This is a genomic window from Flavobacterium aquidurense, assembly GCF_031458035.1.
Classification (GTDB): domain Bacteria; phylum Bacteroidota; class Bacteroidia; order Flavobacteriales; family Flavobacteriaceae; genus Flavobacterium; species Flavobacterium aquidurense_C.
Window position 1 is genome coordinate 138,045 of the sequence record NZ_JAVDXR010000001.1, and the last position, 13,500, is coordinate 151,544.

Genomic DNA, 13,500 nt, shown 5'->3' on the forward strand with positions numbered 1-13,500 from the left:
CACTCAGTTTCATAAGAATATTATTCTCTTACAATTTCAATTTTACGTCTAATTTCATTGCCAAAAGCATCCACAACCGTGATATAATGCGTTCCCGAAGTTGGCGTAATAGGCAATTCATGAAACGTTTTGGTTGTGGCTTTATAAACATCATCAACATACCAAAAAAGTTCTTTATCTCTTTCTGAATAAGCAACTTTCAAAATTACGGGCTGTACTTCACTATTAAAATTCTTCGTCAAATAAATTTTGCTATTCGTTTTCGGATAGATAAAATCCATTGTGGTGGTTTGCGTTCCCTGACAATCTTCTTTGAACGGAGGCAAAGGCAAATATTCAATATGCTGGCTTTTGTAATACCATGCCATAACCGGGGGCAAAACAAACCAGCTTTTAGTCACAATATTATCAACACTTTCGCAACTGCTATTAACCTGAAATCGCTCCGATTTATCCAAATGAATCTTTTTATGATACGGGCAAACGGCAGTAGATTTTCCTTTTTTAGAAACCCATTGCTTGATTTTCGGACAATCTTCTTTTGCCAAATAACCACTTAAACGGCAAACCTCAACTTCTTCTAAATCCTTATAGGGCGTTTCAAACCACTTTTGTCTCGGCAATAAATTAAAAACATCAAATAAAATAGGTGCTGCACTGGTAACTCCTGTTAAAGTTGGTCTTCCTTCACCTGTTGCATTTCCAACCCAGACTCCAACTACATATTTTGAATTTGTTCCAATCGCCCAGGCATCTCGATTCCCAAAACTGGTTCCGGTTTTCCAGGCAATTTTCAATGAACTGTCATAAAATTTCCAGGCTTCGTCTCCTTCTGGTCGGTTTACTTCTTCCATTGCATTATATGTCAGCCAAATTGCTCCGGCTCCTATTATATTTTTCTGATCTGTTTCTGATCCAAAGTCAGGTTCAAAATCATTTTTATAATTCAGTTCTATAAATTCCTTAGTTCTATATTTCGCCTGATTTTTAGTATAATAATTAACCGTCGAAGATAATCCAGCATAAGTCTGGCATAAATCCCATAAATTACTTTCGGCACCACCCAGAATAAGTGATAATCCGTAATGATCCGGCGTTTTATTAATATCTCTCAATTTAAACTTTTGCAATTCTTCATAAAACTTATTTACGCCAAAATCCTGAAGCATTAAAACTGCCGGAATATTCAAAGAACGCGACAAAGCCCGATGTGCCGGAACAGCTCCATCAAATGTGAGATTAAAATTCTGTGGTGTGTATCCTGCAATCTGAGTTGGTACATCAGCCACTAAAGTGTTCGGCAGTAATTCGCCATCGTCGAGCATTCCCGCATATAAAAGCGGTTTCAAAATACTTCCGGTACTTCGTGGAGCATCGATAATATCAACATCTTTTTGATGATCTTTATCTGTTGGAGCATTTCCAACATAACTCATTACATTTCGATTCGAAACATCAATTACTAAAATCGCCAGATTGTTTACTTCATTCTGCTTGTACTGATTGTAATAATACTTCGCAATTTGATTGACTCTATTCTGTAAAGCATAATCAATTGTCGTTTTTACACGAGTTCCTTCTTCATTTTTTGCCACACGCTGTAATAAATGAGGCGCAATTTGAGGCAAATCATAAGGTTTTTGTGGCAACGGTTCATCGATTGACAATTCGTAAGTCTGCTTATCAATAATTCCTTCCTGATGTAATTTCAATAAAAGTCGGTTACGCTTATTCAATAACTTTATTTGATTCTTTCCTGGGTAAATTAAACTTGGAGCATTTGGTAAAACGGCCAAAGTCGCATTTTCTGCCCAGGATAATTGATTGGATTGTACTCCAAAATAACGCCACGAAGCCATTTCTAAACCAACGACATTCCCTCCAAATGGCGCATGAGCGGCATACATTTCTAAAATTTCATTTTTTGAATACCCCAATTCTAATCGGGTTGCGAGAATAATTTCAATGATTTTTTCAAAATAAGTTCTTCCTTTTCCTTTTCGCGATAAACGAATAACCTGCTGTGTTAATGTACTTCCACCTCGGACAACTTTTCCCGCTTTATTGTTTTGTTTAATGGCATTTACCATCGCAACGGGATTAAATCCGGGATGTTTGTAGAAGTATTCGTCTTCAAAATAGACAATACATTTTTTAAATTTATCAGGCACACTGTCTTGGGCAGGAAAACGCCATTGTCCGTCATCGGCTATTTTCGCACCAAGTAATTCTCCTTCTTTGCTTTCAATTACCGTTGAATAAGGCTCTTGAAATAATGTTCGGGGTATAGAGAAATAATAAATCAGCAAGAACATAAATGTAATTGCTGATTTTATTTTATTCTTTTTTATCCAATTTATAATGCGTTGTGAGAACGCTATGAATTTATTTTTCAAAGTAATTCGAAAGTTTTTTTTAGTATCCTAACAGGTTTTCAAAACCTGTTAGGTATCTTTTTAATACAACTATAAGGAAATCAACTTCCCCTCAATATCATACCTAACAGGTTTTGGAAACCTGTTAGGAGAGAAAACTAAATAATAAAACGGCTCTTTTAATCGTCACTTAAACTTACGTCATTTAGTATTCCTTCATAAACAATTCTTCTTTCATCATGACAAAATTTAAAGTTTTCTAAGTCATCAAATAATTCAAGAATAAATTGTCTATCAATACTACTTTGTTTAACTGATAAATAGGAACGATACGATGAATGTAAATAATTATCGAAGTGTTCAGTAAATTTATGCTTAATCGGATTCAAATGAACATAAATGATTAATTGCTTTAAATAATTTTCATTTTCAATTCTATTGCGTTGCAGATGTTCTTGAAATAGGCTCCCAGTTCTATTATATGCTTTATTTATACTTTTAGAATAGGCATTAAACAAATTCGAAAATGGTAAATGAATTTTTTCTTTAAATTTTTCCGGTATATCTTTTCTATCCTTAATTCGTAAAACTATATGAAAATGATTCTTAAGTAAACAATAGGCATAAATATCAGCAATTGGAATAATATATTTTTTTAATTTTTCTAGAAAATAACTGTAATTCTTTTCTTCAATAAAAATATTCTCTTTGTTATTTCCTCTATTATAAATGTGATAATATTGTCCTTCTTCGAAAAAATCCTTCTTCACCTTCTCTAATTTTATTATCCTAACAGGTTTTTAAAACCTGTTAGGTATGTTTTTCTTTCTTTAACTAACTCCAATAATACCTAACAGGTTTTGGAAACCTGTTAGGATACGTTTATTTCACCACCTCAACCCAGAATCCTTTTGTTCTCGCCAGGAATGTATTATCATACATGGCTTCACATTGTAAACCTGGCAAATAATAATTTCCAAGATAAGAAGCGTTCAACAAAATTCGGAAGACTTTTGTTTCTCCGGCTTTCATTCCAAAATAGAAATTAGTTCGGTCGTCTCGAATATCAATGTAATCTGCAATATTGTTTGTTGCATCTCCATAATCAGTAAAACGAGTATTTACAATTTCGAATCCTGAAGGGAGAATTTGAGATAATGCTACATTTTCAACGTGTTCATTTCTTTGATTTCGTATTGTAACTTCAGCAATGAATTCTGTTCCCTGACTAATTTTTGAAACATTGATTACGCTTCCTTTTCTGTTTTTGAAAACAATAGCAGCCGAAACATCACTTTGGATTGCTTTCTCTTGTCCGATTGGCAATATTCCAGTGTTCAAAACACGAACATAAACTGTGTTGTTTTTAATGTTTTTCAGCGTTATGCTATTAGAGCCCATTTGAACAACCAAACTTCTGTCTGCGATTGTTTTTTGAGTATTTATCGTCTCGCCTTTTCCATTTTTGCTAAACTGAATATTGATTCCTTTTGGACCGTTACTTACAGCAAATTTCGACATAGCATACAAACAATAAGCCGTTGTCTGCGTGCTCATCCATTGATTATTTGACATTTGTTTGGCTAATTTTGAAGCCATCACAAATGCTTTTTGTTTTTGTCCTAACAGTAACATTGTTTCCAATGCCATTGCTCTGTTTCTTTCGCTTGAACCATAATAGTAATAATTATAGTTACTCGATTCGTCTTCAATTTTACTATGTAAAAACAAATTCAGTCCTGCCGATTTTTGACCTGCCAAAACATATGCTGCAGCCAAACGCAGCTTACTTTCGTTTGAAATTCCTTTGGTTTCTCTCAATCTGTTCATCGACGATAAATCAGCATTTCCGGCTAAAGCCAAAGTGTATAATCTATACGACTGAGCCAAATCATTTCCGTATTTCGCTTCAAAACGCCATTGTTTTGCTTCGCGTTGTTGGTACGAAATCCATTTTGATTTGAAATTGATTGGCAAAACATACCCTTTTTTCTCTGCTTCAATTAAGAAATGTCCTGCATACGAAGTTCCCCAATCGTCTGCAATCGTATTTCCTTGCCAGTAAGCCACTCCTCCATTTGATAATTGGAAACTTCCTAATCTTGTAATTCCGGCTGTAATATTCTTTTGAATAATTCCTTTTCTAGTTGCATCTAGATCAACAACATCATTTAAATACAATTGTGGAAAAACAGAAGAAGTCGTTTGCTCCACACAACCATGCGGATATTGAATAAGATATTGCAATCTTCCATTCAGATTCATCGTTGGCATTGATGAAACTTCCAATCTTGCTTTATTACTTCCTGAAACTCCAAAAGTTTTCCATGAAATCGTTTTGGTACTGTTTGGAGGCAGAATTACATCCGTAAAAGTATTCGTAACCGGATTTGGATTCGTCATGTCGATTTCGACATCATAAACCGATTTCTCTTTTCCTGAAGTGGCAACAACCTGAACTTTGGCAATTCCGGTTGAAGAACCCACAACCAAATTGAAATAGGCCATTTTTTCGTCAGGCGAAGCAAAAGTCAAGGATTGCGTTGCGCTTCCCATCACTTTTAATCCGTTGCTCGTTTTGATCTGAATCGACACATTTTTGATATTATTTTCCGTTGCAAAAACAGTAACCGGAATCGTTACTTTTTCTGAAGGCGAAATTTTTCGTGGTAACGAAGCCAAAACCATCAACGGACTTTTTACGGGAGTTGCTTTTTCGACACTTCCGTAAGCACTAGTATTCGCATCTCCCGCAACCACCATAGTTCGAACTGAACCAATATATTTTGGTAATTTTAATTGGTGTGATTTCGTTTGTCCTTTTTCTAATTTAAACGGACCATAATAAAGTACCACAGGTTTAAAACGATTTGCTTTCTTAGCTTTTCCACCGCCTAAATCCTGATCTCCACCAATACTGAAAATCTGATTTATTTTTCCGCCATACGCTCCAATTACATCATCGTAGATATCCCAGGTCTTAACACCCAAAGCTTCACGAACATAAAAACTATCCCACGCATTTGGTGTTTTAAATCGGGTTAAATCCAGCAAACCTTCATCGACAACCGCAATCGTATACGTCATTTCTTTTCCGGTTTTTTCTCCCACTTTTACCGTAAAGGCCTGCTCTGGTTTTAATACATCCGGCATTGATAATGTTGGTGCCAAAATGGTGTTTTTATCCACCACTTCAATCGGAACAATTCCATACATACGAATAGGTGAATCATTTTTAGTTGAAGCGTGAGGCTGTAATAAGGTAATATTAAAATACACATTTGGAGCCATTGCGGAAGTAATTGGGACTTCAACTTTTGTTTCTCCTTTTTGTGTTTTTGCCCATATGGTCTGTACCACTTTTGATCCGTTTTCGATAGAGATTAAAGCTCTTCCACCTTCACTTGAAGGGAAAGAAATCTGCGCTTTTTCGCCTACAGCATAGTTTTTCTTATCTGTAGAAAAAACCAACATATTGGCTGTAGAAGCATCTCTGTTACGTGTTTTTCCAGACCAAATTGGCCAGTCAATATTTACCGTTAAAGCTGTTGCATGACCGTCTGTATTATCTGAAACACGTATTAAATAACGTCCCCATTCTTCATCGGTTAACGAAAACTGAACACTCCCTTTTCCGCTAGAATCGGTATTGATTACAAATGTTTTGTATGAAGTAGTCGCATTCGAAGAATTATAATTGGATAAATTATCACTCGACGCATCCCACCACCAACGCCATTCTACCTTATAGACTTTTACTTCGAGATTTCTAACTGATTTTGGTCTTCCGTTTTCATCAACCGTCACAATATCAAAACGATTGTTAGTTCTCGTTTCCAGCATGCCGTATTTATTCGGTTCCGGCGATTTAATTCCGACATAGGTTTTATATGGCGAATAAGTCGTTGAAATTACATCAGTACTAAAATCTCCACCTTCTTCATACACTTTTGTGATGAACGAAGCACGAAGCATTCCCGGTGCCTGACCTTGTAGTTTTGGCTGAATATTTACCGATGCTTTTCCGTTTTCATTTAATTTTCCTGAGAAAACATTTATTTCTTCTGTATTGAATTGACGTACTAAATCATCAAAACTAAATTTCTCGTAACCTTTAAAAGTGGTAGTTTGCTGGGAAAATTTCGCCTGCATTTCTACATTCAGATTTTTAGCAATCGCACCATGAAGCCAGGTTACTTCCAGATTATCAGTATTTGGATAAGAAGATGAAAGTGTTTTTCTGGTAAATGTATTTTTGATTTTTAAGCGATTGGGTTTGATCGTTTCAATTTTGATGCTTTTATAAAATTTAGCTCCACCAACGCTTACCATTGCTTCCCAATTTCCTGTTGGGGCATCCTGGCTAGTTGGAACCGTAAAAGCATAATGATTCAGTTCATTTGTTTTTTGAACCGTCTGATAAACGGTTTTTCCATTCGGATCATTCAGTCTAAATTTTATTGGATGCGATTTCGGAAGTTTATTTGATGCGTCATTCAAGATGAAAGACAAATACAAATTATCGCCCGGACGCCAAACGCCACGTTCTCCATAAATAAAACCTTTTAATCCTTTTTGCAAAGTTTCGCCGGCAACATCAAAATTACTCACAGACAAAGAAAGTCCGTCATCCAGCTTCACATACGTGGACTGATTTCCTAAGGAAACAATAGCAAAATAGGCAAATTTATTCAGCTGAAAAGAAGCAATTCCTTCGCTGCTTGTTGCTGCAGTTGCGATTTTTTGCTGTTGATAGGTATACAAATCCACTCTTGCATTTGAAACCGGTTCTGTTGTTACAATATTATTTACAGCAAACACATACGATTTATTTTCGCCTCTTTTTGCAATTACGCCTAAATCTGTTGCCAGAATATTAGTTGCGATTTTAGCATTATAATAATAAGAGCTGGTACAAGGATCCTGACTTTCTCTCCATTCGTAATCATCATAATAATAATCATCGTAAGAGTTCTCACTATAGTTCACATCATTTTCATCGACTTCTTCTTCCTCTTCTTCATTTTGATCAGCCTCTGAAGTTTCGCATTTGTACAGAGAATATTTCTTTTTATAGACAAATTCTACTCTGTAAATAGCGCCGGGTTCTGATGTGATTATTTTAGATAAATCCAACGCAAAAGTGTTCCACTTAGCTGGGTTTATCAATTTACTTTCAATTAAATTCAGCGTTGTTTTGGCAATAGGCTGTGCGACCTTCTTGAGATTTTGACTCCCGTTTAATTCATTGTATTGAAGAAATTGCAGAATATTATTCTTGTAAATTTTATATACTTTTACATCAACCGCGCTTAAGTTTACAGCTTCAAAATTCAGTTTTAAATTATTGGAACTTGGTAAAATAGTTCCATTTTTAATGAAACGAACATTTGGTTTGATTTGGTCAAAAGAGATTTTCTCGTTGTAATTCGAATCCATTTTTTTGCCGTACTGACTTTCGATTCCCTGAAAAACTTCAATCAATAAATCTCCGGCCAAAATTTGTTCCGGTTCTGCTTCTTCGTTTTGAACCACTTCGACAGCATCATCAACTACCGCCGCAGCACTATCAACTACAACTGCAGCCGAATCTACTAACGAAACCGCCGTTTCTTCTACAGGTACCGAAACCTCAACTTCTTTTTTAACGGGTGCTTTTTCATTGTTGAAATACACTTTCAGTAAATTTCCCTGAGTTGAAAATTTCAGATTATTGGTATTCTGAATTGACACTAGTCCAGCGAAATTCTGTCCTTTTTCTAAAGGCTCAGAAAAATTAATCAAAACCGATTGATTGCTGCCATCAGGAACTTCAACTTTGACGATTTTAAATTCATTTATATTCGTAATCGGAAGATCGATTTGACCTTTCTGATCAATGTCAAAATCGCTTCCGTCGTAAATAATCTCCAGATTTGTTGCTTCAGAATAACGCTGAATACTGTCAATTATAAAATGAAATTCTTTTCCGGAACCAGAGTTTTTCTCAAATTTAATTTTAAGATTATTCCCTTTTTGCTTGGCCTCAACCAGCTTTTTAGCGGTTTCAATATCAATATTGTCTGCCGTTTTTAGAACGCAGTTCAGGTATTGATATTCTTTACTGTACGACTGAATATCAGCCGTATTTATTGTAAAATCCTGCTTGATGGTTTTAACCGTAAAATTGAAATCCGAAAGCTCTTTTTCTTTCTCTTTTGGAAGTGTAATCAGTTTATCTAAGTTTAAAGTAACCTGATATTCTGTTCCCGGTTTCAGCTTTTTTTCCGGAATGAAAGCAATTGTATTAGTAGAAAGTGCCACGACTTTACCGTCAACACCTGGAGAAATATCAAACAAATCACTGTCTAAAACCTGACCGGCTTTCCATTCTTTTTTATCGAAAGCCAAAACCACTCTAATATCAGATTCCGACGAGACAATCCCTCCCGTGAAACTGACTATATACTCTTTAAATAATGAAAAATCGGAATTGAAATCGGCTGCTGATTTTCTGCCGCAAGATTGAAAAATAAAAAACACACAAAACACGAGAACTAATCCTTTTGCTTTCACTTTTATTTAGAGTTAATGGGTTACGAATTTTAAGAAATGACAGAACGTTTTAACATTTTACTATTAAAACCATAACTAGCGAAATACCAATTATATTGTAGTAAATGTAAAGTATTTTCTGAAATATTTTAAGAGGAAAATTCGCTATTTTTATTATTTAACTTTTGTGGAAGTTTTTAAAAGTTATTTCCGTCTTTCAATAAAAAAACGCTTCATTAAATCAGCGGCTTCATTAGCCATAATTCCTGAAACGACGGTAGTTTTTGGATGCAGTTTTGTTCCCATAACCATAAAACCGCGTTGCTCGTCACGGGCACCAAAAACAATTTTTGAAATCTGACTCCAATACAAAGCTCCGGCACACATTTGGCACGGTTCAAGCGTCACATATAAGGTACAATCTTTAAGATATTTCCCTCCCAGAAAATTTGCTGCAGCTGTTATGGATTGCATTTCGGCATGAGCCGTAACATCATTCAGTAATTCGGTTAAATTATGACTGCTTGCAATAACTTTATTAGCAACAACAATAACAGCTCCAACAGGAATTTCGCCTTTTTCAAAGGCCATTTCAGCTTCCTGCAAAGCTTTTTTCATAAAGTATTCGTCGGTGAAAGGATTTATCATAGGTGCAAAAATACATTTTTGAAATAATGTGGGATGAAAAAATTGAGAAGGATTACCAAAAGCTTTAACTTTTAAATATTTATTTGACTGAAAAGTTCAAGTCGTAAGATCGATTTCTACCCTCTCCTTTTGGTTTCAAAATGTTCTTTTCTGTCAAATCCTGCAAATCTCTTGTAGCTGTTGCTCTTGATGTTTTAGTAATGGAAACATATTTAATGGCAGTCATTCCTCCCTCAAAACCAGACACACCGTTTTCAAACATTTTTAAAACAGCTTTTGTTTGTCTTTCATTCATTTCGTTTTTAAACTGCTCTATGAATTTACTTTTGTTTAATGTAAAAAGGATTGTTTGTTTTGCATTTCGTTGAGATTCTAAAATCAGAGTAGAGAAATAGAAAATCCATTCTGTAATTTCTAGAGTTCGTTGCGCTTGTTTTAACGATTGGTAATATTTTTTTTTGTTCTTTTCAATAGTACTTGAAATACTCATTAAAACTGGTCGATTCAAAGATTCAGCAAGAGCTTTTTCAGCAATAGCTCTACCGATTCTTCCATTTCCATCTTCAAAAGGATGAATACTTTCAAAATACAAATGTGAAATCGAAGTTTTAATCAACGCTTTTTTTATATCGTTTGGTTTTACTTCAAAATCATGGTACCATTTAATAAATTTTTTCATTTCGACTGGAACCTGATTAGATGGTGGCGCTTCAAAATGAATAATTTCTTTTCCATAAGAACCTGAAACAATTTGCATTGGCTCTTGTCCCGTTCTATATTCGCCGGGATTAATTCTTTTTGAATATTCCATCAAAATATCATGCCAGTGCTTAATCATATTTTCAGATAATTGTTCAGAATAAGAATTACGAACAATTACCATTAACTTCCCAATTCCCTGGGCATTTTTATCTCTGATATGACCAAAAGTTTCACCAACACCTAAATTTTTCTTGATGGATGACATTATATCTTGTCGACTAAAAAATTCCCCTTCGATTTCAGAAGTTTTGATTGCCTCCGAAATCATAAATTGCAAAATAGTTTCCTGTTGAATTACAGTTGACAAGGACTCAACAAGGCCTTTTACTTCTCCTGTTTCAAATGCAAAATCAATACATAATGAGTCGATTATAGAATCATCGTATATGAAGTTTTGCCAATCCTGTAGTTGCCAATTATATTTCATGAGGCGATTAAGAAGATTAATTGCCTCAAATATAGTCATTTTTTGAGGCGATTAACGAAATTAATCGCCTCAATATTTTTGGAAATGATTTTCATATTGATTTTTTATTACATTTAAATATTGAAATTCAAAACATGGAGAGAAAATTTAAAATAACGATTCCAGAACCTTGCCACGAAAACTGGGATAAGATGACACCAAAAGACAATGGAAGATTTTGTTTGAATTGTTCTAAAACCGTTGTTGATTTCACGGCAATGCTTCCGGACGAAATTCAGCAGTATTTTATTTCACATAAAAATGTCTGTGGAAGACTTAAAAACGAGCAGTTAGGTGAAATAAATATTCAGATTCCATCTCAAATATTATACAGCCAAATCCATTATCGAAAAATGTTTTTATTGGCACTATTTATAGCAATGGGCACTACATTATTTAGTTGTCAAGACAAAGACGGAAATAAGAAAAAAATAGATAAAGTTGAAATTGTAGAAGATGTCAAACCAAAACAACACGCTACTACTGGAATTATTTTGATGCCTATAGAGAAACTTAGCGCCGAAGAAAATTCTCAATCTGAACCTCAATCTGGACATTACGGAATTATTTATAATTCAAATGATTTAGACGTTGCAGCTGTTCCAAAAAATGGAATGAAAAAATTCAATTCTAATTTTTCAAAAAATCTTATCACAGCAAAACAAGGAGAAATATCCGTTTTATTTGTAATTGAAGGCGACGGAAGTCTTAGCAATTTTAAAATACTTAAAAATACAACGTCAGCAAGTGAAAAAGACATTATCGGAATTTTAGAAAAAACTCCAAATTGGATTCCCGGAAAACGAAAAAATAGAATTGTTCGCTCCACATATATTTTACCAATTTCATTTCAACAAAAAATTTAAATTTAAAACCGTAAATTTGCTTTTTAACTTACAATGAAAAGCAACTTACTTTCAAACATATACAATCCTTCCGATTTACGCTTACTTTCTGAAGAACAGCTTCCAGAGGTTGCACAAGAATTACGTCAATTTATTATTGATATTGTCTCTTTAAAAGAAGGACATTTGGGCGCGAGTTTGGGTGTTGTCGAACTCACAATTGCTTTGCATTATGTTTTTAATACACCCGAAGATTTATTAGTTTGGGATGTGGGGCACCAGGCTTACGGACATAAAATTTTGACCGAAAGAAGAGAAAATTTTCATACCAACCGACAACTGGGAGGTGTTTCCGGTTTTCCAAAAAGAAGCGAAAGTGTTTACGATACTTTTGGCGTAGGTCATTCTTCGACTTCTATTTCTGCAGCTTTAGGAATGGCGATTGCCTCTAATTTAAAAGGTAATTTCGACAAACAGCATATTGCAGTTATTGGAGACGCTTCGATTGCATCCGGAATGGCTTTTGAAGGTTTGAATCACGCCGGAGTTACCGATGCTAATTTACTGGTAATTCTGAATGATAATGCTATCGGAATTGATCCGAGTGTTGGCGCACTTAAAAAATATCTAACTGCCGTAAAAGAAGGGAAAAATCCAAAGAAAAACAACATGATCAAGTCTCTGAACTTTGATTATTCAGGTCCAATTGACGGTCATGACCTTCCTGCTTTAATCAAAGAATTAAATCGTTTAAAAGAGATAAAAGGCCCTAAATTTCTTCATATTGTAACTACAAAAGGAAAAGGTTTACAGCAAGCTGAAGAAAATCAGGTAAAATATCATGCGCCAGGAAAATTTGATGCTGCAACGGGAGAAATTCATTTAAAATCGGAAGAAAATTTACCTCCAAAATTTCAGGATGTTTTTGGTTTAACCATTTTGGATTTAGCTAAAAAGAATGAAAAAATCATTGGAATTACACCTGCAATGCCATCCGGAAGTTCTCTTAAATTTATGATGGATGAAATTCCAGAACGTGCTTTTGATGTTGGAATTGCAGAGCAGCATGCCGTTACGCTTGCCGCAGGAATGGCGACACAAGGTATGATCGTATATTGCAATATTTATTCGACTTTTTTACAACGCGCTTACGATCAGGTTATTCACGACGTCGCGTTACAAAATATACCAATAATTTTTTGTTTAGACAGAGCTGGTCTGGTAGGCGAAGATGGCGCAACACATCATGGGGTTTTTGATATTGCTTATTTACGTGCAATTCCGAACATGATTATTTATGCACCAATCAATGAAATTGCCCTTCAAAACATTTTATATACTGCTCAATTGGGTCTAGATCACCCAATCTCGATTCGATATCCACGCGGAAGAGGCGTCTTACCTAACTGGGAAGTAGAAAATTTCGGACAATATGAAAATGTTAAAATTGGCCAAGCAAACTGCCTTAAAAAGGGAACAAAAACTGCTGTTTTATCTACAGGAACTATCGGAAATAATGTGATTGAAGCATTGCACAAATGTTCAAATTCGGAAGAGATTGCACATTATGATTTCCCATTCATTAAACCACTAGACAACAATACATTAAGTTCTATTTTTTCTGATTTTGAAAACATAATTACCATTGAAGACGGTACAATAAATGGAGGTTTTGGAAGTGCTGTTTTAGAGTTCGCGGCCACAAATAATTTCAAAAATAACATCAAAATCCTAGGCATTCCAGATACATTTATTGAACACGGAACAGTAAATCAGTTACAACAATTATGCAGGATTGACGTTAAAAATTTGGTAAATCTTTTTTCTAACGATTCAAAATAATTATTTTGCACAACCAAAATATTAAAAC

At 34.7% G+C, this 13,500-nt stretch carries 7 protein-coding genes; 2 read left to right on the forward strand and 5 right to left on the reverse strand.

Annotated features, from left to right (window positions below):
* Window positions 1–20: 20 nt before the first annotated feature.
* The 5 genes from pbpC to J2X17_RS00570 form a co-directional block, all read right to left on the reverse strand.
* Window positions 21–2,396, reverse strand: coding sequence for a penicillin-binding protein 1C (gene pbpC / locus J2X17_RS00550; protein ID WP_310293687.1), 2,376 nt, complete (start codon window positions 2,394–2,396; stop codon window positions 21–23).
* Between the two features lie 158 nt (window positions 2,397–2,554).
* Window positions 2,555–3,145 (reverse strand): transposase, encoded by a 591-nt coding sequence (locus tag J2X17_RS00555; RefSeq protein WP_310293689.1) that lies wholly within the window; start codon window positions 3,143–3,145, stop codon window positions 2,555–2,557.
* Between the two features lie 112 nt (window positions 3,146–3,257).
* Entirely contained in the window at window positions 3,258–8,930 is a 5,673-nt protein-coding gene (locus J2X17_RS00560; RefSeq protein ID WP_310293691.1) for an alpha-2-macroglobulin family protein, read from the reverse strand.
* Between the two features lie 183 nt (window positions 8,931–9,113).
* Window positions 9,114–9,557 carry a nucleoside deaminase gene (locus J2X17_RS00565; protein WP_310293693.1) on the reverse strand — a complete coding sequence of 148 codons (444 nt, stop codon included), beginning with the start codon at window positions 9,555–9,557 and terminating at the stop codon, window positions 9,114–9,116.
* Between the two features lie 79 nt (window positions 9,558–9,636).
* Entirely contained in the window at window positions 9,637–10,746 is a 1,110-nt protein-coding gene (locus J2X17_RS00570) for a Fic family protein (protein ID WP_310293695.1), read from the reverse strand.
* Between the two features lie 134 nt (window positions 10,747–10,880).
* Here J2X17_RS00570 and J2X17_RS00575 point away from each other — a divergent pair, with 134 nt between their 5' ends.
* Both J2X17_RS00575 and J2X17_RS00580 read left to right on the forward strand, forming a co-directional pair.
* On the forward strand, window positions 10,881–11,651 hold the full coding sequence (locus tag J2X17_RS00575; RefSeq protein ID WP_310293696.1) for a hypothetical protein: 771 nt from the start codon (window positions 10,881–10,883) through the stop codon (window positions 11,649–11,651).
* Window positions 11,652–11,684: 33 nt separating this feature from the next.
* Window positions 11,685–13,472 carry a 1-deoxy-D-xylulose-5-phosphate synthase gene (locus J2X17_RS00580; protein WP_310293698.1) on the forward strand — a complete coding sequence of 596 codons (1,788 nt, stop codon included), beginning with the start codon at window positions 11,685–11,687 and terminating at the stop codon, window positions 13,470–13,472.
* The last annotated feature ends 28 nt before the right edge of the window (window positions 13,473–13,500 follow it).